General features: G+C 71.5%; 22 protein-coding genes, 1 tRNA gene and 1 pseudogene. 10 read left to right on the top strand and 14 right to left on the bottom strand.

Annotated elements, in window-relative coordinates; translation table 11 throughout:
• Positions 1-81: 81 nt before the first annotated feature.
• The 5 genes from OG373_RS20115 to OG373_RS20095 form a co-directional block, all read right to left on the bottom strand.
• On the bottom strand, positions 82-1548 hold the full coding sequence (locus tag OG373_RS20115; RefSeq protein ID WP_397732716.1) for a peptidoglycan D,D-transpeptidase FtsI family protein: 1467 nt from the start codon (positions 1546-1548) through the stop codon (positions 82-84).
• Positions 1545-2969: an FtsW/RodA/SpoVE family cell cycle protein gene (locus OG373_RS20110; protein WP_405439487.1), complete on the bottom strand. Its 1425-nt coding sequence runs from the start codon at positions 2967-2969 to the stop codon at positions 1545-1547. The genes OG373_RS20115 and OG373_RS20110 overlap by 4 nt, the downstream gene beginning before the upstream one ends.
• Positions 2970-3003: 34 nt before the next feature.
• Positions 3004-4461 (bottom strand): PP2C family protein-serine/threonine phosphatase, encoded by a 1458-nt coding sequence (locus tag OG373_RS20105; protein ID WP_405439486.1) that lies wholly within the window; start codon positions 4459-4461, stop codon positions 3004-3006.
• Positions 4462-4608: 147 nt separating this feature from the next.
• Positions 4609-5112 (bottom strand): FHA domain-containing protein, encoded by a 504-nt coding sequence (locus OG373_RS20100; protein WP_052870511.1) that lies wholly within the window; start codon positions 5110-5112, stop codon positions 4609-4611.
• Between the two features lie 10 nt (positions 5113-5122).
• On the bottom strand, positions 5123-5980 hold the full coding sequence (locus tag OG373_RS20095; RefSeq protein WP_189971641.1) for a DUF3662 and FHA domain-containing protein: 858 nt from the start codon (positions 5978-5980) through the stop codon (positions 5123-5125).
• A 293-nt stretch (positions 5981-6273) separates the two neighbouring features.
• Here OG373_RS20095 and OG373_RS20090 point away from each other — a divergent pair.
• The 6 genes from OG373_RS20090 to OG373_RS20065 all read left to right on the top strand — a co-directional run bounded on the left by OG373_RS20090 (position 6274) and on the right by OG373_RS20065 (position 11860).
• Positions 6274-6356 (top strand) — tRNA-Leu (locus tag OG373_RS20090).
• A gap of 197 nt (positions 6357-6553) precedes the next feature.
• A complete protein-coding gene (locus OG373_RS20085) occupies positions 6554-8254 on the top strand; it encodes a sensor histidine kinase (RefSeq protein WP_405439485.1) in 1701 nt (566 codons plus the stop codon).
• 9 nt (positions 8255-8263) lie between these two features.
• Positions 8264-8923, top strand: a complete 660-nt coding sequence (locus OG373_RS20080; RefSeq protein WP_397732712.1) for a response regulator — start codon at positions 8264-8266, stop codon at positions 8921-8923.
• Between the two features lie 57 nt (positions 8924-8980).
• Entirely contained in the window at positions 8981-10381 is a 1401-nt protein-coding gene (locus OG373_RS20075; protein WP_405444128.1) for a DUF2252 domain-containing protein, read from the top strand.
• A gap of 303 nt (positions 10382-10684) precedes the next feature.
• Positions 10685-11446, top strand: a complete 762-nt coding sequence (locus OG373_RS20070; RefSeq protein WP_229920633.1) for a hypothetical protein — start codon at positions 10685-10687, stop codon at positions 11444-11446.
• Between the two features lie 69 nt (positions 11447-11515).
• Positions 11516-11860 (top strand): rhodanese-like domain-containing protein, encoded by a 345-nt coding sequence (locus tag OG373_RS20065; RefSeq protein WP_397732710.1) that lies wholly within the window; start codon positions 11516-11518, stop codon positions 11858-11860.
• On the opposite strand, the gene OG373_RS20060 is transcribed toward OG373_RS20065, so the two are convergent.
• From OG373_RS20060 to paaA, 7 genes are all read right to left on the bottom strand, one after another.
• Positions 11857-12954 (bottom strand): IS630 family transposase, encoded by a 1098-nt coding sequence (locus tag OG373_RS20060; RefSeq protein WP_405439484.1) that lies wholly within the window; start codon positions 12952-12954, stop codon positions 11857-11859. The genes OG373_RS20065 and OG373_RS20060 overlap by 4 nt on opposite strands.
• A gap of 62 nt (positions 12955-13016) precedes the next feature.
• A complete protein-coding gene (locus OG373_RS20055; RefSeq protein WP_405439483.1) occupies positions 13017-14159 on the bottom strand; it encodes an acyl-CoA dehydrogenase family protein in 1143 nt (380 codons plus the stop codon).
• 164 nt (positions 14160-14323) lie between these two features.
• On the bottom strand, positions 14324-15427 hold the full coding sequence (locus OG373_RS20050; protein ID WP_405439482.1) for a 2Fe-2S iron-sulfur cluster-binding protein: 1104 nt from the start codon (positions 15425-15427) through the stop codon (positions 14324-14326).
• Complete coding sequence (gene paaD / locus OG373_RS20045) at positions 15428-15934, bottom strand: 1,2-phenylacetyl-CoA epoxidase subunit PaaD (protein WP_397732707.1); 507 nt, start codon at positions 15932-15934, stop codon at positions 15428-15430. It lies immediately after the preceding gene.
• The gene (gene paaC, locus OG373_RS20040) at positions 15928-16686 is read right to left on the bottom strand and encodes a 1,2-phenylacetyl-CoA epoxidase subunit PaaC (RefSeq protein WP_405439481.1); all 759 of its coding nucleotides are present in this window, start codon (positions 16684-16686) and stop codon (positions 15928-15930) included. Before paaC ends, paaD begins: the two co-directional genes overlap by 7 nt.
• Positions 16683-16967, bottom strand: a complete 285-nt coding sequence (gene paaB / locus OG373_RS20035; RefSeq protein ID WP_030009045.1) for a 1,2-phenylacetyl-CoA epoxidase subunit PaaB — start codon at positions 16965-16967, stop codon at positions 16683-16685. The genes paaC and paaB overlap by 4 nt, the downstream gene beginning before the upstream one ends.
• Positions 16964-18025 (bottom strand): 1,2-phenylacetyl-CoA epoxidase subunit PaaA, encoded by a 1062-nt coding sequence (gene paaA / locus OG373_RS20030; RefSeq protein WP_405439480.1) that lies wholly within the window; start codon positions 18023-18025, stop codon positions 16964-16966. The genes paaB and paaA overlap by 4 nt, the downstream gene beginning before the upstream one ends.
• Positions 18026-18160: 135 nt before the next feature.
• Here paaA and OG373_RS20025 point away from each other — a divergent pair, with 135 nt between their 5' ends.
• The 3 genes from OG373_RS20025 (at position 18161) to OG373_RS20015 (ending at position 20803) form a co-directional block, all read left to right on the top strand.
• Complete coding sequence (locus OG373_RS20025) at positions 18161-18823, top strand: DUF5819 family protein (RefSeq protein ID WP_405439479.1); 663 nt, start codon at positions 18161-18163, stop codon at positions 18821-18823.
• Positions 18808-19977 carry an HTTM domain-containing protein gene (locus tag OG373_RS20020; RefSeq protein ID WP_405439478.1) on the top strand — a complete coding sequence of 390 codons (1170 nt, stop codon included), beginning with the start codon at positions 18808-18810 and terminating at the stop codon, positions 19975-19977. The genes OG373_RS20025 and OG373_RS20020 overlap by 16 nt, the downstream gene beginning before the upstream one ends.
• A gap of 64 nt (positions 19978-20041) precedes the next feature.
• The gene (locus OG373_RS20015) at positions 20042-20803 is read left to right on the top strand and encodes a TrmH family RNA methyltransferase (protein WP_397732702.1); all 762 of its coding nucleotides are present in this window, start codon (positions 20042-20044) and stop codon (positions 20801-20803) included.
• Here the strand turns inward: OG373_RS20015 and OG373_RS20010 are convergent.
• Positions 20756-21691 (bottom strand): annotated as a pseudogene (locus OG373_RS20010) (hypothetical protein); the annotation flags it as partial. The gene OG373_RS20015 and the pseudogene OG373_RS20010 sit on opposite strands and share 48 nt — an antisense overlap.
• Positions 21692-21792: 101 nt before the next feature.
• Between OG373_RS20010 and OG373_RS20005 the strand changes: the two are divergent.
• Positions 21793-22440 carry a MerR family transcriptional regulator gene (locus OG373_RS20005; RefSeq protein WP_405439477.1) on the top strand — a complete coding sequence of 216 codons (648 nt, stop codon included), beginning with the start codon at positions 21793-21795 and terminating at the stop codon, positions 22438-22440.
• Positions 22441-22509: 69 nt separating this feature from the next.
• Here OG373_RS20005 and paaN read toward each other — a convergent pair whose 3' ends face one another.
• Positions 22510-24192, bottom strand: coding sequence for a phenylacetic acid degradation protein PaaN (gene paaN, locus OG373_RS20000; protein WP_397732700.1), 1683 nt, complete (start codon positions 24190-24192; stop codon positions 22510-22512).
• Between the last annotated feature and the right edge of the window lie 68 nt (positions 24193-24260).

The raw sequence follows: 24260 nt of genomic DNA, 5'->3' as shown, positions 1-24260 counted from the left end.
ATACTGGACCGGTACCGTACGCTCCGATCCGGGCGGAGTTCAGTGAGGTACGTCACTCCGCTCCGGCTCGTCAATGCTCGGTCACCCCTGGCTGCCGAGCACTGCCTTCATGACCGCCTGGGCGACGGGGGCGGCGAGACCGCCACCGCTGATGTCGTCGCGGGCGGTGCCCTCGCTGTCCTCGATGACGACGGCGACGGCGACGGGCGAGGTGTTGTCCGGGTTCTCGGCGTAGGAGATGAACCAGGCATAGGGGCGCTTCTTGTTGCCCTCGCCGTGCTGCGCCGTACCGGTCTTGCCGCCGACCTTCACGTCCTTGATCTTGGCCCTCTCGCCGGTGCCCTTCTCGACGACGTTGACCATCATCTCCTGGACCTTCTGGGCGTTGGCGGCGGAGAGGGGCCGGCTCATCTCCTGCGGCTCGTGCTTCTCGATGATGTCCAGGTTGGGGGCCGTGAGGTGGTCGACCATGTACGGCTTCATCAGCTTGCCGTCGTTGGCGATCGCGGCGGTGACCATGGCCATCTGCAGCGGGGTGGCCGCCGTGTTGAACTGGCCGATGGCGCTCTGGGCGTTGCCGTCCTTGCCCATCTTCTTGTCGTAGATGCTGGCGAAGGCGCGGACCGGAACGTCGATCTTGTCGTTGTTGAAGCCGAACTTCTCCGCGGTCTCCACCATCTTGTCGCGGGTGACCTTGTCGCCCATGTGCGCGAAGACGGAGTTGCAGGAGATGCGCAGGGCCTCGTTGAGGCTGGCCTTCTCGCATCCGGTGTGGGAGTTGGGCAGCTTGGTCTGGGTGCCCGGCAGGATGTACGGCTCGGGGGTGTCCGTCGGGTCGTCGATGTTCTTGACGACGCCGTGCTCCAGGGCCGCGGCCGCGGTGACCACCTTGAAGGTGGAGCCCGGCGGATAGGTCTCGCGCAGGGCGCGGTTGACGAGCTTCTTGTCCTCGCTGTCCTTCAGCTCGTTCCAGGCCTTCCCGTCGGCCGTGGAATTGCCCGCGAAGGTGGAAGGGTCGTACGAGGGGGTGGAGACCAGGGCGAGGATGGCGCCGGTGCGCGGGTCGATGGCCGCGACCGCGCCCTTCTTGTCGCCGAGCGCCTTGAAGGCGGCCTTCTGCGCATCGGGGTTGAGCGTGGTGACGACGTTGCCGCCCTGCTTCTTCTCCCCGGTGAACATGCCGATGGTGCGGTCGAAGAACAGCCGGTCGTCGTTGCCGGTGAGGATGCCGTCCTCGAGCGACTCGAGCTGGGTGGCGCCGAAGGCCTGCGAGGCGTACCCGGTGACGGGCGACCACAGCGGGCCGTCCAGGTAGGTCCGCTTGAACTTGTAGTCGCTGCCGTCGGTGACCGCGGAGCCGGTGATCGGCTCGCCCTTGACGATGATGTTGCCGCGCTCGGTCGCGTACTGGGCGATCTGGACCCGGCGGTTCTCCTTGCGGGTACTGAGTTCCTCGGCCTGCACGTACTGCAGCCAGTTGGTGCGGATCAGCAGGGCGAGGACGAGCAGCCCGCAGAACAGCGAGATGCGGCGCAGGGGCTTGTTCATGACGGACGGACCACCTGGGTCATCTCGGAGTCGGGGGACGGGGCGGGGGCCGGTGCGGGGCGGCGTGCGGTGTCGCTGATCCGGATGAGGATGGCGATGAGGATCCAGTTCGCGAGGACGGAGGAACCGCCGGACGCGAGGAAGGGCATCGTCATGCCGGTGAGGGGGATGAGGCCCATGACGCCGCCGGCGACCACGAAGATCTGGAGCGCGAAGGCGCCGGAGAGGCCGATGGCGAAGAGCTTGCCGAAGGGGTCGCGGGCGGCGAGGGCGGTGCGGACGCCCCGCTCGATGATGAGCCCGTAGAGCAGGAGGAAGGCCATCACTCCGGCGAGGCCCAGTTCTTCACCGACGGTGGAGAAGATGAAGTCGGAGTTGGCGGCGAAGCCGATGAGGTCGGAGTTGCCCTGGCCCCAGCCGGCGCCGAGGACGCCGCCGGAACCGAAGCTCATGATCGACTGGCCGACCTGCTCGCAGGCGCCGGAGGTGCCGTAGCAGGCGAACGGGTCCAGCCAGGCGGTGACGCGGACCTTGACGTGGCTGGCGAAGGTGGCGACGACCACGGCGCCGCCGACCGACATCAGCAGGCCGATGACGATCCAGCTGGTGCGCTCGGTGGCCACGTACAGCATGATCACGAACATGCCGAAGAAGAGCAGCGAGGTGCCGAGGTCGTTCTCGAAGACGAGGACCAGCAGGCTCATCGCCCAGATCATCAGGATCGGGCCGAGGTCGCGGCCGCGCGGCAGGTAGAGGCCCATGAAGCGGCGGCTGGCCAGGGCGAGCGCGTCGCGCTTCACCATCAGGTAGCCGGCGAAGAAGATCGCGATGACGATCTTCGCGAACTCACCGGGCTGGATGGAGAAGCCGCCCACGCTGATCCAGATCTTGGCGCCGAAGACGTCGGCGCCGAGGCCCGGGACGACGGGCAGGATCAGCAGGACCAGGGCGCCGGCCATCGAGATGTACGTGAACCTCTGCAGGACGCGGTGGTCCTTGAGGATCAGCAGGACCGCGGCGAACAGGGCGATCGCGAGTGCCGTGTACATCATCTGGCGGGGCGCGGAGGGGGAGAACGCGCCGAAGGACCGCTTGGCGAGGTTCTGCAGGCGCTCGGACTGGTCCAGGCGCCAGATCAGGACGAGGCCCAGCCCGTTGAGGAGCGTGGCCAGCGGCAGCAGCAGCGGGTCGGCGTACTTGGCGTACCGGCGCACGACGAAGTGCGCGATCCCGGCGAGGGCGCCGAGGCCCAGGCCGTAGAGCACCATGCCGGGGGGCAGGGTGCCGTTGATCGCGAGGCCCACGTTGGCGTAGGCGAACATCGGGATGAGCACGGCGAAGCCGAGCAGCAGGAGCTCGGTGTTCCGCCTGCTCGGCAGCTCGATGGCGCCGATGGTGGTCGTGTTGGTGACAACGCTCATGGTGTGGCAGGCCCCCTGTGCCCGCGTATCTCTACTACTTGCCGCACAGCCCGACCAGCTGCTGCTCTTCGGGAGTCAGGCTGGGGGCGGGTGTCGGGCTGTTCTGGGCCTCGGCGTTCCGGCGTTCCTCGTCCTTCTTGCACGCGGAGACCTGGACGCCCAGATCGTCGAGCTTCTTGCGCGCGGCGTCGAGGCTGCCCTCACTGATGGTGGCCTCGACCAGCTTCCGCTTGAAGGGCGGCAGGTACTTCAGTTCGATGTCGGGGCGGTCGGTCTCCACCTTGGAGAGCGCCAGCGGCCCCAGCTTCGGGCTGATGCCGCGGAAGAGGGCCACGTGCTCGCCCTTGACACCCACGTAGAACTGGGTCTGGGTCCAGCGCCAGCCCGCGTAGAGGCCGCCGCCGATGACGCCCGCGACGATGAGCAGGGTCAGCGTACGGGTGGTCCACTTGCGCCCTTTGCTGCGGCGCCTGCGGGGGTGGTCGTACGTGTCCTCGTAGCCGGAGTCGCCGTCGTAGGCGTCGGCTTCGCCGAAGGTGCCGTAGCCGCCCGCGCCCTGGCCCTGCTCGGAGTACCCGTAGCCGGGGGCCTCGCCGCTGCCGGGGGGGCCGAAGGCGCCGGGCGGCGGGGACTGGCGGCCGAGGCCCGAGGCCCGGCCGGCCGGAGTCTGCATGGCGTTGCCGCCGTCGAAGAGCTGGTGCTGGTTCTCGGCGACCGCGCCGACGACCACCGGGGTGTCGTTGACCTGGGCGGCGAGGGTGTCGCCGCTGTCGGTGTCGAGGACGTCGGCGACGATGCAGGTGATGTTGTCGGGTCCGCCGCCGCGCAGCGCGAGCTGGATCAAGGACTGCACGGTCTCGCGGGGACCGTGGTAGTCGGCGAGGGTCTCCTCCAGGGTCTGGTGGGAGACCACGCCCGAGAGTCCGTCGGAGCAGATCAGGTAGCGGTCGCCGGCCCGGACCTCACGGATGGAGAGGTCGGGTTCGACGATGTCGCCACTGCCCAGCGCGCGCATCAGCAGGGAGCGCTGCGGGTGGGTGGTGGCTTCCTCCTCCGTGATGCGCCCCTCGTCGACGAGGCGCTGCACCCAGGTGTGGTCCTGGGTGATCTGGGTGAGGACGCCGTCACGGAGCAGGTAGGCGCGGGAGTCGCCGACATGGACGAGGCCGAGGCGCTGGCCGGTCCACAGCAGGGCGGTCAGCGTGGTGCCCATGCCCTCGAGCTGGGGGTCCTCCTCGACCATGACGCGCAGCTGGTCGTTGGCGCGCTGCACGGCCGTGGCGAGCGAGGTGAGGATGTCGGAGCCCGGGACGTCGTCGTCGAGCTGCACGAGGGTGGAGATCACCTCGGAACTCGCGACCTCGCCGGCGGCCTGGCCTCCCATGCCGTCGGCGATCGCGAGGAGGCGGGGCCCGGCGTAGCCGGAATCCTCGTTCCCCTCGCGGATCATGCCCTTGTGTGATCCGGCGGCGAACCGCAAGGACAGACTCATGCGCACCTGCCCTGTCGACGAAGCTGCCTCCGGGTACAACCGGTCTCGAGCCACACTGCCCACCCTCCGGTCGGGAGCGCGCTCGGGTCCGTGTCCTCGGTGGGACGGATCGCCGCCGCGCGCTCGCTCCGCTCGCTCATTCTCGTACTACTTCCGCAGCTCGATGACGGTCTTGCCGATGCGGATCGGTGCGCCCGGCGGAATGGGCGTCGGGGTGGTCAGCCGGGTCCGGTCGAGATATGTGCCGTTGGTGGACCCGAGATCCTCGACGATCCACTGACCGTCACGGTCGGGGTAGATCCTGGCATGGCGGCTGGACGCGTAGTCGTCGTCCAGCACGATCGTGGAGTCGTGCGCGCGGCCCAGCGTGATCGTCTGGCCTGCGAGGGCCACGGTGGTTCCCGTGAGGATGCCCTCGGAGACGACGAGTTTGGTCGGTGCGCCGCGTCGTTGGCGCTGCTGCGGAGGCGCGGCCTGGCGGCCCGCCTGCTGCGGGGCGCCACCGGCGCCGCCGCCGCCACGACGGGACCCGCGCTGGGTCACGCGCGTCCCGAAGAGATCGCTGCGGATGACCTGGACGGCCACGATGACGAACAGCCACAGAACGGCCAGGAAACCCAACCGCATGACCGTCAGGGTCAGCTCTGACATTGCCCCCGCTTCACCCTTCGGCTTGCCGGTAAATGATGGTGGTACTGCCCACGACGATCCGCGAGCCGTCGCGGAGCGTAGCGCGGGTGGTGTGCTGCCCGTCCACCACGATGCCGTTGGTGGACCCGAGATCCTGGATCGTCGAGGGCGTTCCGGTCCGGATCTCACAGTGCCGGCGGGATACGCCGGGATCGTCGATCCGCACGTCGGCTTCCGTGCTTCGGCCGAGTACGAGCGTGGGGCGCGAGATCTGGTGGCGGGTGCCGTTGATCTCGATCCAGTGACGCCGCGGGCCGCCCGAGTTCGCCACGGGGGCGACTCCGACCGGTCCGCCCGGAGCGGGCCGCCGCGCGCCGGGTCCGCCGGGAGGCGGGGCGCTGGGCATCGGCGGGGCTGCGACCGGCGGGTAGCCGTAGCCGCCCTGCGGCTGGTTCTCCGGCGGGTAGCCGTAGCCGCCCTGTGGTGACGGCGGCCCTGCCTGCGGCTGGGAGGTGCTGGAGGCGAGGGTGCGGCTGCGGACCCGGTAGAGCCCGGTGTCGAGGTCCTCGGCCTTCTCCAGGTTGACCTTGATGGGGCCCATGAAGCTGTAGCGCTGCTGCTTGGCGTAGTCGCGGACGAGGCCCGCGAGCTCGTCGCCGAGCTGCCCCGAGTAGGGGCTCAGACGGTCGTAGTCACCGGCGCTGAGCTCCACGATGAAGTCGTTCGGGACGACGGTCCGCTCGCGGTTCCAGATGGTGGCGTTGTTGTCGCACTCCCGCTGGAGGGCTCCGGCGATCTCCACCGGCTGGACCTCGGACTTGAACACCTTGGCGAAGGTGCCGTTCACCAGACCTTCGAGTCGCTGCTCGAACCGCTTCAGAACTCCCATGGGGCACCTCCTCCGTCGCTGTCGCCCTGTACTGCTTACTGATCGTATCCACGCGTGGCGGATTCGGGTGGTTCCCCATCGCACCTGTGAGGACGAGTGTTGGTCCTCACAAGCGATCGTAGGGGCGCCCCAGGGACAGTGTCCCGCACCAGGAGCGGAGTGCGGGAGGGGCAGTCCGAACCGGGGTGCGGAGGTGCGGGGAAAGCGATGTGAATCCACCCCGTTCTCCGTGCTAATGTTTCGACGTCGCCAGGGGAACGGCCCGAAAGGGAAGATCCCCTGGGGCGCCGCTCGGGCGAGTGGCGGAACGGCAGACGCGCTGGCTTCAGGTGCCAGTGTCCTTCGGGACGTGGGGGTTCAAATCCCCCCTCGCCCACATCGACGAAACGGTCGTCATCGCGAAAGCGGTGGCGGCCGTTTCGTGTTTCTCCCCACTCCCCGGATCTCCCCCCTTCTTTTCCGGTGCTTTCCGGCCAGGAGTGATCCAGGACACGTCTGCGGTCGACTTTCGTCGCGGGGGGCGCGACGAAAGAGGACGGCCGGGGCGCGGTGCGGGTGTCTAGGGTCGGGCAGGTGGATGCGAAGGCGAAGACGCGTGCCGGCTGGGACTGGCTGAAGGGCCCGGAGCCGTGGACCCGCCGGATGCTGGCGGGGGACCTGGCGCTCGGCGGCGTACTGGCCATACTCGGCCTGGGCGTCGAGGAGGTCAGCAACGCCTCCGGGCGGCGCATGCTGCTCGGAGCCGTGGCCGCGGTGCTGCTGACGCTGATGCGCCGCAGGCTGCCCGGGAGCGCGCTCGTGTTCGCCTCGGGCGTGGTCACCTTCCTGCCCGGGGCTTTCTTCGTCCTGCCCCTCCTGGGCTGGTCGGCCGGGCGGCGGATCGTCGGGGTGGGTCGGGCGCTGGCCGCCTTCACGCTGGCCTTCGTGGCGGCGATCGGCTGCAGCGTGGTGGACCAGTGGTCGCAGATGCGACCACTGCTGGTGATCGTGTTCTCCACGCTGATGTTCCTGGCGACGACCGTGATGCCGGGTCTGGCCAGCCGGTACTGGTCGCAGCGCCGCACCCTGCTGCGTGCACTCCAGGAGCGCAACGGTCAATTGCTGCGCGAGCGGGCCATGGTCGCCGGGCAGGCGAGGCTGCGCGAGCGCCAGCGCATCGCCCAGGACATGCACGACAGCCTGGGGCACCAGCTGGCTCTGATCTCCGTGCACACCGGGGCACTGGAGGTGGACCCGCAGCTCACGGACCGCCAGCGCGAGGCGGTGGGGGTGCTGCGGCAGGCCTCGGTGGCCGCGATGCACGAGCTGCGCGAAGTCGTCGGCATCCTGCGCGACGGGGTCGAGGCGCCCGCGCCCGTGGAGGAGGCACAGCCCGCGGCGCGCGGGGTGGCCGGCATCGCGGGGGTCGTGGAGGCGGCGCGGGGCTCGGGCACCGACGTACGGCTGACCACGTCGGGTCGGCCGAGGCCGCTGGTCGCGGCGTGCGACCACGCCGCGTACCGGATCGTGCAGGAGGCCCTGACGAACGCGTACAAGCACGCTCCGGGGGCGTCGATCTCGGTGGAGCTGCGGTTCGAGGACGACTCGCTGGTGGTGGAGATCGCCAACGGGGCGTCGCCCGGCCCGGCGGCCGACGAGGTGGTCTCGGGCGGGCAGGGCCTGACGGGGCTGCGCGAGCGGGCCCGGCTGGTCGGCGGGATGGTGCACGCGGGCCCCGCCGAGGGCGGCGGGTTCCGGGTGGCCGGGGTCCTGCCGTACGGGGCGGAGCCGGCCGGCGTGGTGGACGTGGCCGACGACTTCGGGCAGCAGGCGCAGGCCTATGCGCGCGGCCCGCTGCCGGGGCGCGGCGGCGAGCAGCCGATGGACTGGGCGGCGGTGGACCGGGAGCTGGCCGTGCGTATGCCCAGTCGCTCCGGTGGCGTCGCGGTGGGCTGCGGGATCGCGTTCGCGGCGGTGGTGCTGCTGGTGATCGTTTTCGGTGCCGGAGTGGTGCTGCTGCTCGACTCGGCGAGTGACGCGATGATCGACCGGGACGAGTTCGACGCCGTGCACGTGGGCGAGTCGGAGCAGTCCGTCCGCGACCGGCTGCCGACCGGGGAGAACTTCATGACCGCCGGCGCCGCCCGCAAGGGGCCGCCGAGGCCGCCGGGCTCGGACTGTCTGGCCCTGCTGGCCGAGAATCAGCCGAGCGCCCTGGGGACGGACCGGATCTTCCGGTTCTGCTTCCAGGACGGCAAGCTCGTGGAAAAGCAGGAGTACGAGGTCAAGCAGTAGGAGCGCGGGGTGACAGCCGAAGTGATCAGAGTGGTGATCGCCGATGACGAGCCACTGATCCGGGCCGGGATCAGGATGATCCTGACCTCGGCGCCGGACATCGAGGTCGTCGCGGAGGCGGCCAACGGCAGGGAGGCGGTGGAGCTGGCCCGCTCGCACGCGCCCGACGTGGTGCTGCTCGACATCCAGATGCCGGTGATGGACGGGCTGACCGCGCTGGGCGAACTGCGGCGGGCCGCGGCGGAGGTGCGTGCGCTGATCCTGACCACCTTCGGGGAGAAGGAGAACGTGCTGCGGGCACTGGGCGAGGGCGGCGCGGGATTCCTGCTGAAGGACTCGGCGCCCGGCGAGCTCATCGGTGCGGTCCGGGCGGCCGCGGCCGGGGACGCGTACCTCTCGCCGGGGGCGACCCGGCACGTGGTGGACCAGCTCGCTTCCGGGAAGGCCGCCGTGCGCGGTGAGGTGGCCCGGCGTCAGGTGGCGGAGCTGAGCGAGCGGGAGCGCGGTGTGCTGGCGCTGCTGGGCGAGGGGCTGTCCAACGCGGACGCGGGCCGGCGGCTGCACATGAGCGAGGCGACCGTGAAGACGTACGTGAGCCGGATCCTGGCGAAGCTGGACTGCGAGAACCGGGTGCAGGCGGCGCTGCTGGCCAGGGACGCCGGGCTGTAGATACGGTCAGCGCGTTCGGACAGCGATCAATGAGGTGAACGGGTGGGGGCGGCGTCGATGGCGGCGATAGCGGGTCAGCGGATTCCGGACGTGGCGGGGTTCGCGCCGAGGGTGGCGGCCGACTCTCCGAAGGAGGCGGGCAGGGCGCTGCGCGCCCGTCTGCCGAGGGCGGCGCACGCCGCCTTCACGGCGCCGGCCGACCGGCCGGACGCCGTGCGCGCCGTGGAGGAGTCCAACGCCGGGCGGGTCCCCGAGCTGACTCCGATACGGGTGGGCCGGATGGCCGCGAACCCCTTCGCCTTCCTGCGCGGGGCGGCCGGGCTGATGGCCCACGACCTGTCCGGTGGTCCGGTGACCGGGGTCGGCGCGCAGATCTGCGGCGACGCGCACGCGGCGAACTTCGGTCTGTACGGGGACGCGCGCGGGCGGCTCGTCATCGACCTCAACGACTTCGACGAGACCGTGTTCGGCCCGTGGGAATGGGACGTGAAGCGGCTGGCGGCCTCGCTGGTGCTGGCCGGCCGGGTGGCGGGCGCGGACGAGGACACCTGCCGGGCGGCCGCCCTGGACTCGGTGGGCGCCTACCGGCGCACCATGCGGCTCCTGGCGAAGCTGCCCGCTCTCGACGCGTGGAACGCCATCGCCGACGAGGAGCTGGTCTCGCACACCGACGCCCGTGATCTGCTGGGCACGCTGGAGCGGGTCTCCGAGAAGGCCCGCAACAACACCTCCGCCCGGTTCGCCGCCAAGTCGACGCGGATAGGGCCCGACGGCGGCCGCCGCTTCGTCGATGCACTGCCCGTGCTGCGCCGGGTCGGGGACGGCGAGGCCGCGGCTGTGGCGGCCTCGCTGGGCTCCTACCTCCAGACGCTCCAGGGCGACCGGCTGCCGCTGCTGGCCCGGTACGCGATCCAGGACGTGGCCTTCCGCGTGGTGGGCACCGGCAGCGTCGGCACCCGCTCGTACGTGGTCCTGCTGCTGGACCACCGGGGCGAACCGCTGGTGCTCCAGGTCAAGGAGGCCCGTCCGTCGGTGCTGCTGCCGCACCTGCCCGGGCTGGGCTTCGTGTCCGAGCCCGAGGAGCACGAGGGCCGCCGGGTGGTGGCCGGGCAGAAGCGGATGCAGGTGGTCTCGGACATCATGCTCGGCTGGACCACGGTGGAGGGCCGCCCCTTCCAGGTGCGGCAGTTCCGCAACCGCAAGGGCAGTGTGGATCCGGCGGCGCTGGCCGTGGACCAGATCGACGACTACGGGCGGATGACCGGCGCCCTGCTGGCCCGGGCGCACGCGCACAGCGTCGATCCGCGGCTGCTGGCCGGGTACTGCGGCAAGAACGACGAGCTGGACGTGGCGATGGCGACCTTCGCCGTGGCCTACGCCGACCGCACCGAGGCCGATCACGCCGACCTGGTGGCGGCCGTGCGGACCGGCCGGATCGCGGCGGAGATGGGGGTCTGACGGGAGTCCGACGAGGGTCAGCCCCTGTCGGACCGGGCTCTGACCAGGGTCTTGCCACCCGCTGACCGGGCTCTGACCACGCTCTGGCCGGGGTCCTGCCGGCCGTGCCGGAGCTGCTGCGGGTCGTGTCGCGGTGGGCGGTGTTTCACGTGAAACATCGCCCGCGCGGACGGGCCGTAGGCTGGCCGGGTGAGCGAGCAGACCGAGCAGCCTGAGCAGACAGTCCCCGGTGATTCCGGTGACTCCTCCGTCACCGGCGAGGAGCGCACCGAGGAGCGCACCGAGGAGCGCCCCGAGGCGCGCCTGGAGCGGGCCGTACGAGCCGCCGAGCAGGCGCTGATCGAGTTCGAGATCGCGGTGGAGACCTTCCGGGTCGAGGTGGAGAACTTCTCCCGCCTGCACCACCAGAAGCTCGGCCCCATGTACACGAGGCTCGACGAGCTGGACGCGCTGATCGCCGAGGCGAAGGCGTCCCGCAGCGGCGATCCCGACGACCTGCGGCGGGCGAAGGAAGCGCGCGCGCTGGTCATGCCGATGCCCGGGGTGGACGAGCTGTTCCACGACTGGCTGGGCTCGGACGGAATCTCCGACGACGCCTCCGCGATGCTGACCGACCGGCCCGTGCGGCCGCCGGAGCGGGTGCGGCCCTCGGAGGAGGTGCGCCGCCTCTACCGCGAGCTGGTCCGTCAGGCCCACCCCGACCTCGCCCAGGAGGAGACCGAGCGCGAGCGGCGCGACGCGTTCATCGCGCGGGTCAACGCGGCCTACGGACGGGGCGACGAGCGGCTGCTGCGCGAGCTGGCCGAGGAGTGGGCGGCCGGACCGGCGCCCGAGGCCACGGCGCCGGGCGAGAGCGAGGAGCTGTACGCGCGGCTGGAGTGGCTGGCACGCCGCAAGGAGCTGCTCTCGCTCGTCGCCAAGGAGCTGGAGGAGAGCGCGATCGGGTCGATGCTGCGGATGGCGCCCGAGGACCCCGACCGGCTGCTGGAGGAGATCGCGGAGCAGCTGCTCGCGCAGGTTTCCGAGCGCGAGGCGGAGCTGGCCGAGGCGCTCGCCGCCGAGTGAGCCCGGTCTGCCCGTACCGGGTGGTCGGATAGGTTGTCAGCAGATCCGTGAAGAGAGAAGGCGACAGCTATGAACTTCGGACCGCTTCCCTCGGTGGACGCCGCCGCGGTGCCCTCCGAAGGCCTTGTCCTCGACGTCCGTGAGGACGACGAATGGGCGGCCGGCCACGTCGAGGGTGCCCTGCACATCCCGATGAGCGACTTCGTGGCCCGCTTCGGTGAGCTGACCGAAGCCGTGGACGACGGCCGCCGGGTGTACGTGATGTGCCGGGTCGGCGGGCGTTCCGCGCAGGTCACCCAGTACCTGGTGCGCCAGGAGATCGACGCCGTGAACGTCGACGGCGGGATGCAGGCCTGGGACGGTGCCGGGCGCCCGATGGTGACGGACAACGGAAACCCGGCCTTCGTCCTCTAGTGACCTGAGTCAGAGATTCGGTGGCAGTAGGCGGCGACTCTGTCGAGGATCTCGTCGGCGGTCTTGGTCCAGACGAAGGGCCGTGGGTGGTCGTTCCAGTCGGCGAGCCAGCCCCGGATATCGCGTTCGAGTGCCTGGACCGAGCGGTGGACGCCACGCTTGAGCTTCTTCTGCGTGAGCTCGGCGAACCACCGCTCCACCAGGTTCAGCCACGACGAACTCGTCGGTGTGAAGTGCAGGTGGAACCGCGGGTGGGCCAGCAGCCACTTCTTGATGTCGGGTGTCTTGTGGGTCGCATAGTTGTCGAGGATGAGGTGGACCTGGAGGCCGGCTGGGACCTCTTTGTCGACCTTGGCCAGGAACTTCTTGAACTCGGCGGCCCGGTGGCGTCGGTGGAGCGATCCGATCACCCTGCCGGTCGCGACCTCCAGGGCCGCGAAGAGGGTGGTGGTGCCGGCCGGGATGTAGTCGTGGCTGCGTCGCTCCGGAACGCCGGGCATCATCGGCAGGACGGGTTGTGACCGGTCCAGGGCCTGGATCTGCGACTTCTCGTCCACGCAGAGGACCAGGGCCTTCTCCGGCGGGTCGAGGTAGAGGCCGACGACGTCACGGACCTTGTCGATGAACAGCGGATCCGTCGACAGCTTGAACGTCTGGGACCGGTGCGGGGCCAGGGCGAACGCCCGCCAGATCCTCGAGACCGCCGACTGCGACATCCCGGTCGCCGCGGCCATCGACCGGGTCGACCAGTGGGTGGCACTCTTCGGCGTCTCCTCGAGGGTCTTGACGATGACCCGCTCGACATCCGCATCGGTGATCTTCCGTGGCACACCGGGCCGTGGCTCGTCATGCATGCCTTCCAGGCCGCGGTCGAGGAACCGGCGCCGCCAGGTCCGCACCGTCTCGGGAGCGATCCCCAGACGGCGCGACACCTCCGCGATCGAATGTCCCTCCGCGGACTCGAGCACGATCCGTGACCGCAACGCCAGGGCCTGAGCCGTCGAACGACGGCGCACCCACCCCTCGAGCACAGCCCGCTGGGCATCGGTCACGGACAACGGCGGGATCTTCGGTCCAGGACGACTCACACCCAACCAACGACGAATCTCTGACTCAGGTCACTAGGCCGTCTCTTTCGGATCCGGCCGTTCGCGGCTCAGGCGAGGGGGTGGGCGGCCAGCAGGTCGCCCAGGGCCTCCTCGTGGGCGGCGGCCGGGCCCAGCTGGAGCTCCAGCTGCTTGGCCCAGGCGTGGTAGCGGTGCAGCGGGTAGTCGGTGTCGGCGCCGAAGCCGCCGTGCAGGTGCTGTGCGGTCTGCACGACCCGGCGTACGCCCTCCGAGGCCCAGATCTTGGCGACCGCGACGTCACCCGAGCTCGGCAGGGGGCCGCCGGCGCCACCGGTCGCGGCGTCGAGTCGCCAGGCGGCCTGCCACAGGGTGACCTCCATGGCGCGCAGGTCGATGTACCGGTCGGCGGCCTGGACGGCGACGGCCTGGAACGTGGCCACCGGGAAGCCGAACTGCTCGCGCTTGGCGGTGTACTGGCTGGTCATGGTGAGGACGTTCTCGCCGAGTCCGAGCGCCAGTGCGCAGGTACCGGTGGCGAGGAGCTGGCGGAGCCGCTCCCAGGCTCCCGGGGTCTCGATGAGGTGGGTCCCGGCCACCCGTACGCCGTCGAGGGCGAGTTCGGCGAGCCGTTCCCCGCTGGTGGAGACCTGTTCGGCGAGGGCGAGTCCCTCGGCGGTGCGCGGCACGAGCGCGAGGACGGCATCTCCCTCGCCCGTGTGGGCGGGTACGGCGATCCAGTCCGCGCCGTGCGCCCAGGGGACGGCGGTCTGTGTGCCCTCCAGGATCCACGCGTCGCCGTCGCGGCGGGCGACGACGGCCAGTTCGGCCGGGTCGTGGCCGGAGCGCCCGTGGGCGGCGGCGGTGAGCACGAGCGTGCCGCGCCCGGCGCCGGGCAGCAGGGCGGCCGCCAGTTCGGGACTGCCGTGAGCCTGTACGGCCATGGCGGTGGCGCAGTGTTCCAGGAGCGGGACCCGGGCCAGCACCCTGGCGGCCTCGCGGAGTACCAGGCACAGGGCGACGGCGTCCAGGCCCGCTCCCCCGTGCTCCTCGGCGAGGACCAGGCTCAGCAGGTCCGACCCGGCGAGCCTGGCCCACAGCGGGCGGTCGAAGTCGTCGGCGACGGCCCCCGGGGTCAGCGCGGGGCTGGGCACGCCGTCGGCCGCGACGTCCGCGAAGACGGCCCGGGCCGCTTCGACGGCGGCCTGCTGCTCCTCGGTGAAGGTGAAGTCCACTGCCTGTCCTCCCGCACGTTCGGGTCTGACGGTCTCGCGTCTGACGGTGCGTCAAGATAGAACAGGTTCTTGAAAATGGACAGGCCTCGAAAATGGACAGGCCTTCAAAAAGGGTCGGGCCCCTGTCGTGGGACAGGGGCCCGACCGCAGCGACGTCGTCCCGCTCAGCGGTCGAAGTCGATCTCCACTTCCTCCGTGACCGGGTGCGACTGGCAGGCCAGGACGAACCCGGCCTCCGTCTCCTCGGCCTCCAGCGCGAAGTTCCGCTCCATCCGGACCTCGCCCGAGACCACGAACGCCCGGCAGGTGCCGCAGACCCCGCCCTTGCAGGCGTACGGGGCGTCCGCGCGGTTGCGCAGCACGGCGTCCAGCAGGGACTCGCCGTCCTGGACCGGCCAGGTGCCCGAACGGCCGTCGAGCCGCGCGGTGACCCGCCCGTGCGCGGGCGCCGACCCGGCGACGGCGCGGACCGCCGGGGCGGTGTCCTCGACGTGGAAGATCTCCTCGTGCACCCGGGTCCGGGCGACGCCGAGCGCGCCCAGGGTCCGCTCCGCGCCCTGCACCAGGCCGTAGGGGCCGCACAGGAACCAGCCCGTCACCTCGGTCACCGGCAGCAGCGCGGGCAGCAGGGCCGCCAGCCGCTCCTCGTCCAGCCGGCCGGAGGGCAGCCCGGACTCCTGCTCCTCCCGGGACAGGACCGTCACCAGCTGGAAGCGGGCCGGATACCGGTCCTTGAGGTCGGCGACCTCCTCCAGGAACATCGTCGAGGCCGCCGTACGGTCGCTGCGCACCAGACAGAAACGGGCGTCGGGCCGGGCGGCCAGCAGGCTCGCGGCGATCGACAGCACCGGCGTGATGCCGCTGCCGCCGACGATCGCCGCGTAGTGCCCCGAGGCCGGGGCGGCGGCGGTGTCCAGTACGAAGCGGCCGGCCGGAACCATGACGTCCAGCACGTCCCCCGCGGCGATCTCCTTGTGCGCGAAGGTGGAGAACTCGCCGCCCTCCACCAGCCGCACCCCGACCCGCAGCCATGCCGGGCCCGGGCCGTCCGCGGACGGTGCCGGGGAGCAGATCGAGTAGGTGCGGCGGACCTCCGCACCGCCCTCGGGGGCGGTACGGCGCAGCGTCAGGTGCTGGCCCGGCGCGTGCCGGTACTCCTCACGCAGTTCCTCGGGAACGCGCAGGGTCAGTGCCACCGAGTCGTCGGTGAGCCGGTCGACTGCCGCCACCGTCAGCTGGTGGAACGCGCCGTGGCGGGGGGCGGCCATCTACAGCTCCTTGAAGTGGTCGAACGGTTCGCGGCAGGCGGTGCAGCGGCGCAGCGCCTTGCATGCGGTGGAGGAGAAGCGGCTGAGCAGTTCGGTGTCGGTCGAGCCGCAGTTCGGGCAACGGACCGACAGGGTCAGCGGGACCGGTCCGCCGGCCGCGTGCGGGCGCGGCGGGGCGATACCGAACTCGGCGAGCTTGCGGCGGCCCTCGGCGCTGATGTCGTCGGTCGACCAGGCGGGGGCGAGCACCGTGGTCACCCGCACCTCGGGGATGCCGTGGCCGGTCAGCGCCCGCTCGATGTCGGCGGACATGGCCTCGATGGCCGGGCAGCCGGTGTAGGTCGGGGTGAGGGTGACCTCGGCGTGGCCGTCCTCGTGCATCCGCACCCCGCGCACCACGCCGAGCTCGCCGAGGGTGAGAACGGGCAGCTCCGGGTCCGGGACGGAGCCGGCCAGCGCGGCCAGTTCCGCCTCCAGGCGGGTCGTTGTGGCGTCGGTGGTCACCATGACGCCCCCGGGTGGCTGCGGTGCAGGTGCTGCATCTCGGCGAGCATCCGGCCGAAGGACTCGGTGTGCAGGCCCTGCCGTCCGGCGCCGGCCGCCCAGGCACCGGTGCGCGGTCCCTGGGGCAGGTCGAGGCCGGCCCGGTCCAGCACGCCGGTCAGCGCGGCCAGCCAGCGCTGCTCCAGGGCGGCCGGGTCCAGGCCGTCGAGGCCGTCCACGGGCTGGAACATCTCGCCGGTGAACTTCCACAGCGCGTCGAGGGCGGCCCGCATGCGGCTGCGGCTCTCCTCGGTCCCGTCGCCGAGCCGCAGGGTCCACTGCTCGGCGTGGTCGCGGTGGTACGCGGTCTCCTTGACGGCCTTGGCCGCCAGCGGCGCGAAGGGGCCGTCCCCGCGGGCGAGCTCCCCGTAGACCTCGTGCTGGTAGAAGGAGAAGTAGAGCTGGCGGGCGATGGTGTGGGCGAAGTCGCCGTTCGGCTGTTCGACCAGCTGGAGATTGCGGAAGGACCGCTCCTCGCGCAGGAACGCCAGCTCGTCCTCGTCGCCGACCAGGGACAGCAGGATCCGGGCCTGGCCGAGCAGGTCGAGCGCGATGTTGGCGAGGGCGACCTCCTCCTCCAGGACGGGGGCGTGCCCGGCCCATTCGCCGAGGCGGTGGGAGAGGATCAGCGCGTCGTCGCCGAGCGCGAGTGCCGCCGCGGCGGTGGCGCCGGTGAGGCGGGTGGTGTCGGTGGTGTCGGTGTCGGTGCCGGTCACAGGTGGCTCACCCCCTCCGGGATGTCGTAGAAGGTGGGGTGCCGGTACGGCTTGTCGGCGGACGGTGCGAAGAACGGGTCCCGCTCGTCCGGCGAGGAGGCGGTGATCTCGGTGGAGGGCACCACCCAGATGGAGATGCCTTCACCGCGCCGGGTGTAGAGGTCGCGGGCGTTGCGCAGGGCCATCTCCGCGTCGGGGGCGTGCAGGCTTCCCGCATGCGTGTGCGAGAGGCCGCGGCGCGAGCGCACGAACACCTCCCACAGGGGCCAGTTCTGCGTCATACCCGTGCCTCCTCGTTCTGTCCGGCGGGCTTCGCCGCCTGCTGTGCTGCCTGCTGTGCCGTCTGCTTGCGCGCGTAGGCCGCGGCCGCGTCGCGCACCCAGGCGCCTTCCTCGTGGGCCCTGCGCCGCTGGCCGATCCGCTCCTCGTTGCAGGGACCGTTGCCCTTGAGCACGTTCCAGAACTCGGCCCAGTCGATGGCGCCGAAGTCGTGGTGCCCGCGCTCCTCGTTCCACTTGAGGTCGGGGTCGGGCAGGGTCAGGCCGAGGGACTCGGCCTGCGGGACGGCGATGTCCACGAACCGCTGGCGCAGCTCGTCGTTCGAGTGCCGCTTGATGCGCCAGGCCATCGACTGCGCCGAGTGGGCCGACTCGTCGTCCGGCGGGCCGAACATCATCAGCGACGGCCACCACCAGCGGTCGACCGCGTCCTGGGCCATCGCGTGCTGGGCCTCGGTGCCCCGGGAGAGGGCGAGGAGCAGCTCGTACCCCTGGCGCTGGTGGAAGGACTCCTCCTTGCAGATCCGGACCATGGCGCGCGCGTAGGGCCCGTAGGAGCAGCGGCAGATCGGCACCTGGTTGGTGATCGCCGCGCCGTCCACGAGCCAGCCGATGGCGCCGACGTCCGCCCAGGTCAGGGTGGGGTAGTTGAAGATCGAGGAGTACTTCTGCTTGCCCGAGTGGAGCTTGTCGAGCAGCTCGTCGCGGCTGGTGCCGAGGGTTTCGGCCGCGCTGTACAGGTACAGCCCGTGGCCGGCCTCGTCCTGCACCTTGGCCATCAGGATCGCCTTGCGGCGCAGCGAGGGCGCGCGGGTGATCCAGTTGGCTTCGGGCTGCATGCCGATGATCTCGGAGTGGGCGTGCTGGGCCATCTGGCGCACCAGGGAGGCGCGGTACTCGTCGGGCATCCAGTCGCGCGGCTCCACGCGCTCGTCGGCCGCCACGGCCGCGTCGAATGCCGCCGCGAGCTGTGCGCCCAGGTCAGCAGTCATGCCTGTCCCGTCCGTCCCGTCTGTCCCGAGGGCCGTGTCCGGCCCCGTGTCCGGGGTCACTGCCGCCATTCCGGCCCCCTGTGAGAGTCCGCCGTCCGCCCGACCGACCGATCGTTCGGTTCATTCGCTTCAATGGTGAGACGACGGCCCGTAGGGTGTCAACCTCTGAGGTCAACCCTGTGGACGCCGGACGATCGGGTGGGGATGGATTCGAACGAGCACGAGCCCGCCGAAGGGGCCGCTCCGTCACCCCCGCGGGCGCCCGGAATAGCCGGTCTGTCGACCCCGTACCGGGTCGTGGCCGCCCTGGCACTGGGGGCGATCGCGGTGGGCGCCTGCACGCACCTCGCGCTGGTCTTCCTGCACGTGGCCCCGGCCAACACGCTGAGCAAGCAGCACGCGCAGACCGTCGACGGCTGGATCTATCCCGAGTTCGAACAGAACTGGAAGCTCTTCGCGCCCAACCCGCTGCAGCAGAACATCGCGGTGGAGGCGCGCGCGGAGGTCCGGGGCGCCGACGGCGACGTGACCACCACCACCTGGCACGACCTGAGCGCCGAGGACGCCCGGGCCATCCGGCACAGCCTGCTGCCGAGCCATACGCGGCAGAACGAGCTCCGCCGCGCGTGGGACTTCTTCACCGGCTCGCACGACGAGAACAACGAGCCGAACGGCGAGCGCGGCCGGCTGTCCGAGGAGTACCTCCGGCGGATCGCGATGAACCGGCTCGCCCCCCGGCACCCGGACGGGACCGTCCTGCGGATCCAGCTGCGCTCGGCGAGCACGTCGGTGCCCGCGCCGAAGTGGAGCGACGAGACCACCGACACCCAGACCTACTACCGGGAGCTGCCGTGGTGGACGGTGTGAAGCGCGCCCGCGAGGCGGCCGGCCGGGTGGCCGCGCAGGTCACCGGGCAGGCGCTGGGCCCGTACCAGAGCGCCGTGGTGCGCATCGGCTTCGCCGCGACCTGGCTCTTCTTCCTGCTGCGCGAGTTCCCGAACCGGGCCGAGCTGTACGGGCCGGACGGGCCGTGGAGCTGGGAGCTGGCGCAGCGGCTGATCGACTCCAACCATGCCTTCACGGTGCTGATGTGGTCCGGCTCGGGGCTGTGGTTCGAGATCGTCTACGCGGTGTCCGTGCTGGCGAGCGTGGGGCTGCTGCTGGGCTGGCGGACGCGGGCGACCTCGGTGCTCTTCATGATCGGCGTCCTGTCGCTGCAGAACCGCAGCGTGTTCATGGGCGACGGCGGGGACAACGTCGTCCACCTCATGGCGATCTACCTGGTGCTGACCCGGTGCGCGCAGGTGTGGTCGCTGGACGCGCGCCGGGTCCGTACGCGCGGCTCGGCGACGGCCGGGCCGGCCGGACCGGTGCTGTGGGGTGTGCTGGGAGCGGTGTTCGCCTTCGGCGCGGCGACCGGGCGCTTCGGCTTCGGCTGGCTGGCGGCGTTCGCGGCGCTGTGGGTGGTCGGCGGGCTGTGGTGGATGGCCGAGCGCTACGAGCCGGAGGGCGAGGGGCGGGCCGCACTGGACGTCCTGGCGAACCTGCTGCACAACGCGGGCATGCTGGTGATCATGGTGGAGGTCTGCCTGATCTACGCGACGGCGGGCTGGTACAAGATCCAGGGGTCCCGGTGGCAGGACGGGACGGCCCTGTACTACCCGCTGGGGCTGGACTACTTCTCGCCGTGGCCGGCCCTGTCGGCGCTGGTGGCGGGCAGCGGGACGCTGGTGATGCTGCTGTCGTACGGGACGGTGGTGGTGCAGGTGGCGTTTCCGTTCACCCTGTTCAACCGGCGGATCAAGAACGTGCTGCTCGCGGTGATGATGCTGGAGCACGCGGGGATCGCGGTGCTGCTGGGGCTGCCGTTCTTCTCCATGGCGATGATCGCCGCGGACGCGGTGTTCCTGCCGACGGGGCTCCTGGTGTGGCTGGGGGCCCGGGTCGCCGTGCGACGGCGGCGCGCGGTGGAGCCGGTGGCGGATCCCGCCGAGCCGGTACCGGTGCCCGCGCCGCGCTGACGGAGCCCCGCGGCGGCGCCTCCCGAGGTCCGGGCGGAGCCCGGGCGGACCGTAGGGTCGGGGTATGGACGAGACGGTGCAGGAGTGGCGGGAGGCCGAGCGGGCGGGGGGTCTCGTCGTGCTCGACGGGTTCCATGCGCTGAAGCACGCCCTGCGGTTCGGGGCCGATGTGCGGATGGTCATCGCCGAGGATCCTGCCGCCGTACGGGCGCTGGCCCATGAGCTGGCTCCCGATGTCGAGGCCGCCGTGGGGCACCTCGCGCGGCGGGCCGATCTCAAGGAGGTGCTGCCCCGTGTGCACCCCACCGGCGTCGCGGCACTCGCTGTACGGCCCGACCGGGCGGCCGGCATCGCGGGGCTGGGGCGGCTGCCCCGGCCGGCGCCCGTCGTCGTCCTCGACAACCCCCGCAACCTCGGCAACGTCGGAGCCGTCGTCCGGCTCGCCGCCGGCTTCGGCGCCACCGGCGTGGTGACCCGCGGCGACCTCGACCCCTGGCACCCGAACGTGGTCCGGGCGGGCGCCGGGCTGCACTACGCCACCACCGTCGAGCGCCTCGAACTGGACGAGCTGCCGCCCGGGCCGCTCTACGCGCTCGATCCCGAGGGCACCGACATCCGCGCCCTCACCCTCCCGGACGACGCGCTGCTCGCCTTCGGATCGGAACGCCACGGCATCTCACCGGAGCTGCGTGCCCGGGCCGACCACCTCGTCTCCCTGCCGATGCGCCCCCAGGTCTCCAGCTACAACCTCGCCACCAGCGTGGCCATGACCCTCTTCCACTGGGGCGGCCCCCCGGCCCAGGAGCAGCACGGCGACCACGCCTAGGACGCCCGCGGCCAGGATCACCGCGGCCGCGCCGAGGGTCGTCCCGTCCGGGTGGATCAGCGCCTGGCCGCGCAGTGCCTGCCACGTGACCAGCGCGAACGTCGCCGCGTAGACCCCGGACGCCACCAGGGTCAGCCCCAGCCGCACCCGTTCCCGGCGCAGCAGGGCGTGGCGGCCGGCGAGGGCGGCCAGTACGAGGACGAGCAGGGGCAGCAGCTGCAGCGCGTGCATGCCGAAGAAGTGCGGGACGCGCAGATCGCCGCCGGTGGTCGACCAGCCGGTGAGCGCCATGGCGGGCCCGCCGTCCGGCACGCCCACGCTGTGGGCGCCCACCACCGGAGCGCCGTCGACCGCGAGCTGCGCCTCGGTCGGGGTGGTCATCAGGAAGCCGAGTCCGGCGCCCGCGAGGGCGAGGACGGCGGCGATCCGGATCGACCAGGTGGTGGCCCGGTCGGCGGTGCGGGAGCGGAAGAGCAGGACGGCGATGACGAGCGTCGCCGTCCACAGCACGACGACGGTCACGGCCATGGCGCCGTAGACCTGCGCGTCGAAGGACGTCCGCTGGTTGAAGTGGCTCTGGCGGCCTCGGAGCACCTGCCCCGTGATGAGCAGCATCTCCACCGCGCTCGCGGCGACGACGACCGTACCGGCCCACCGGGCGGGCCTGCGCAGGCGCGGGCGGTCGGCGACGGCGAGGGAGAGCATCCAGGCCAGGCTGAGGGCGTAGCCGACGAACGAGACGGCGAACTTGAAGGGCTTGGCCCAGATCGGGGCGCCGACCAGCATCCGGTCGTCGACGGCGAGCCCCACGGCCGAGCCGACGGCCCACACCGCCATCACCGCGGCGAACAGGGTCAGCGGACGGTGCCAGGTACGTAACGCAGACATGGGACCCCCTGAGGAACGGATAGTGACGCTTGCCGCTATCTGATAGCGCCACTATCTATGATGGGCGGGCAACGGGGCAAGGAGAAACGAGAGAACACGCCATGCGCATCGGAGAGTTGAGCCGCCGTACCGGGGTGCCGGTACCGACGATCAAGTACTACGTCCGGGAAGGCCTGCTTCCGGCGGGCGAGCTGAGCAGTCCCAACCAGGCCAGCTACGACGAGGGGCACGAGCGGCGGCTGCGCCTGGTCCGCGCGCTGCTGGAGGTCGGCGGGCTGTCGGTGGCGGCCATCGGCGACGTCCTCACGGCGATCGACGACAAGGAACAGCCGGTGCACAAGCTGCTCGGCACCGCGGCCCGGCGGCTGGTCCCCGAGTACGGCGACTCCGGAGGCCAGGACGATGCCGAGGCGGTACTGGCCCGGGAGAAGGTGGCGCGGCTGATCGAGGCGCGCGGCTGGCACGTCGGGCCGGGGAACAAGGCCGTCGGCGCGCTGGAGGCCGCGCTCGCCTCACTCGCGCGGGTGGGCCACGGCGCCTTCGCCGAACTCCTCGACGACTACGCCGAGGCGGCCGAGCAGGTGGCCCGGGTGGATCTGGAGTACACGGCCCGCCGGGTGGACCGGGAGGGCCTGGTCGAGGCGGTGGTCGTGGGCACGGTGGTGGGCGACGCGATGTTCGCGGCCCTGCGCAGGATGGCCCAGGTGGACGCCTCCTCCCGCATCTTCGCTCAGGAGCTGCCGGATTAGCGGAAGCAGGAGGAGCAGAAGGAGCAGGAGGAGGCCGGTCCACCCGGGCCGGGGTGCTGCGCTGCGCGGTTACGCCTGGCGGCGGACCTCCACCACCCGGAAGCGGTTCGAGACGAAGGCGCCGTCGCACAGCGCCGCGTTGGCCGCCGGGTTGCCGCCGGAGCCGTGGAAGTCCGAGAACGCGGCGGTCTGGTTGACGAACACCCCACCGGTCAGGTTCAGGGAGAGCTGCGCGGACTCCTCCAGGCAGACCTCCTCGATCGCCCGCTCGGTGTCCGCCGACGTCGTGTACGCGCCCACCGTCATGGCGCCCTTCTCCCGCACCGTGCGGCGCAGCAGTTCGAGGGCGTCGGCGGTGGTGTCCACGGCCACCGCGAAGGAGACCGGGCCGAAGCACTCGGAGAGGTACGGAGCCTCCGGGTCCGGCTTGGCCGCGTCCAGCTTGACCATCACCGGGGTGCGGACCACCGCGTCCGGGAACTCGGGGTTCGTGACCTCCCGGGAGGCCAGCGCGACCTCGCCCAGGGCGGCCGCGGCCTCCAGCCGGGCCTTGACGTCCGGGTTGACCAGCGCGCCGAGCAGCGCGTTGGCCCGGGCGTCGTCGCCCAGCAGGCCGCCGACCGAGGCGGCGAGGTCGGCGACGACCTCGTCGTAGGTCTTGTGGCCGGCGTCCGTCGCGATGCCGTCGCGCGGGATCAGCAGGTTCTGCGGGGTGGTGCACATCTGGCCGCTGTACAGGGACAGCGAGAACGCCAGGTTGGACAGCATGCCCTTGTAGTTGTCGGTGGAGTCCAGGACGACGGTGTTGACGCCGGCCTTCTCCGTGTAGACCTGCGCCTGGCGGGCGTTGGTCTCCAGCCAGTCACCGAACTCGGTGGACCCGGTGTAGTCGATCAGCTTGATCTCGGGGCGGACGGCGAGGGTCTTGGCGATGCCCTCGCCCGGGCGCTCGACCGCGAGCGCCACCAGGTTCGGGTCGAAGCCCGCCTCCGTGAGGACCTCCCGCGCGACCTGGACGGTCAGCGCGAGCGGCAGTACGGCCCGCGGGTGCGGCTTGACCAGCACCGCGTTGCCGGTGGCGAGGGAGGCGAAGAGGCCCGGGTAGCCGTTCCAGGTCGGGAAGGTGTTGCAGCCGATCATGAGGGCGATGCCGCGCGGGACGGCGGTGAAGCTCTTGCCGAGCTCCAGCGGGTCCTTCTTGCCCTGCGGCTTCGACCAGTCGGCCCGGCCCGGGACCCGGGTCTGCTCCTCGTACGCGTAGGCCACGGCCTCCAGGCCGCGGTCCTGTGCGTGCGGGCCGCCGGCCTGGAACGCCATCATGAACGCCTGGCCGCTGGTGTGCATGACCGCGTGCGCGAACTCGTGGGTCCGGGCGGAGATGCGGGCCAGGATCTCGATACAGACCAGGGCGCGCGCCTCGGGTCCCGCGTCGCGCCAGGCACCCATGCCGGCCTTCATCGCGGGAAGCAGCACGTCCGGATCCACGTGCGGGTACTCGACACCCAGCTCCGGGCCGTACGGGGACACCTCGGCGCCCGTCCAGCCGTCGGTGCCGGGCTGGCCCAGGTCCAGCCGCGTGCCGCGGAGGGCCTCGAAGGCGGCGAGCCCGTCGGCGGGGGCGGTCTCGCCGTACGCCTTGGGATGTTCGGGATGCGGGGACCAGTAGGCGCGGCTGCGGATCGCCGACAGGGCCTGGTCCAGGGTGGGCCGGTGCTTGGCGGACAGCTGGGGGACGGTGAGCTCGGCGGCCATCAGGGACCAACTCCTCGTTGAGCCGGGCGAAGGAGAGCAGACTGGAGTTAGAGTAACCGAACGATCGG

The sequence above is a fragment of the Streptomyces avidinii genome (genome assembly GCF_045161815.1).
GTDB lineage: Bacteria > Actinomycetota > Actinomycetes > Streptomycetales > Streptomycetaceae > Streptomyces > Streptomyces avidinii.
The sequence above is the reverse complement of the archived record's forward strand: the minus strand, read 5'-3'. Positions and strand labels throughout refer to the sequence as shown.

Coding starts and splice junctions, on each gene's coding strand:
- paaD (WP_397732707.1), bottom strand. CDS start 15,934: ATGGTGACCACCGACGCCACAACGACCCGCCTGGAGGCGGAACTGGCC.
- paaN (WP_397732700.1), bottom strand. CDS start 24,192: ATGGCCGCCGAGCTCACCGTCCCCCAGCTGTCCGCCAAGCACCGGCCC.
- OG373_RS20115 (WP_397732716.1), bottom strand. CDS start 1,548: ATGAACAAGCCCCTGCGCCGCATCTCGCTGTTCTGCGGGCTGCTCGTC.
- OG373_RS20025 (WP_405439479.1), top strand. CDS start 18,161: ATGGATTCGAACGAGCACGAGCCCGCCGAAGGGGCCGCTCCGTCACCC.
- OG373_RS20050 (WP_405439482.1), bottom strand. CDS start 15,427: ATGGCCGCCCCCCGCCACGGCGCGTTCCACCAGCTGACGGTGGCGGCA.
- paaA (WP_405439480.1), bottom strand. CDS start 18,025: ATGGCGGCAGTGACCCCGGACACGGGGCCGGACACGGCCCTCGGGACA.
- OG373_RS20005 (WP_405439477.1), top strand. CDS start 21,793: ATGCGCATCGGAGAGTTGAGCCGCCGTACCGGGGTGCCGGTACCGACG.
- OG373_RS20100 (WP_052870511.1), bottom strand. CDS start 5,112: ATGTCAGAGCTGACCCTGACGGTCATGCGGTTGGGTTTCCTGGCCGTT.
- OG373_RS20075 (WP_405444128.1), top strand. CDS start 8,981: ATGGCGGCGATAGCGGGTCAGCGGATTCCGGACGTGGCGGGGTTCGCG.
- OG373_RS20015 (WP_397732702.1), top strand. CDS start 20,042: ATGGACGAGACGGTGCAGGAGTGGCGGGAGGCCGAGCGGGCGGGGGGT.
- OG373_RS20095 (WP_189971641.1), bottom strand. CDS start 5,980: ATGGGAGTTCTGAAGCGGTTCGAGCAGCGACTCGAAGGTCTGGTGAAC.
- OG373_RS20105 (WP_405439486.1), bottom strand. CDS start 4,461: ATGAGTCTGTCCTTGCGGTTCGCCGCCGGATCACACAAGGGCATGATC.
- paaB (WP_030009045.1), bottom strand. CDS start 16,967: ATGACGCAGAACTGGCCCCTGTGGGAGGTGTTCGTGCGCTCGCGCCGC.
- OG373_RS20065 (WP_397732710.1), top strand. CDS start 11,516: ATGAACTTCGGACCGCTTCCCTCGGTGGACGCCGCCGCGGTGCCCTCC.
- OG373_RS20110 (WP_405439487.1), bottom strand. CDS start 2,969: ATGAGCGTTGTCACCAACACGACCACCATCGGCGCCATCGAGCTGCCG.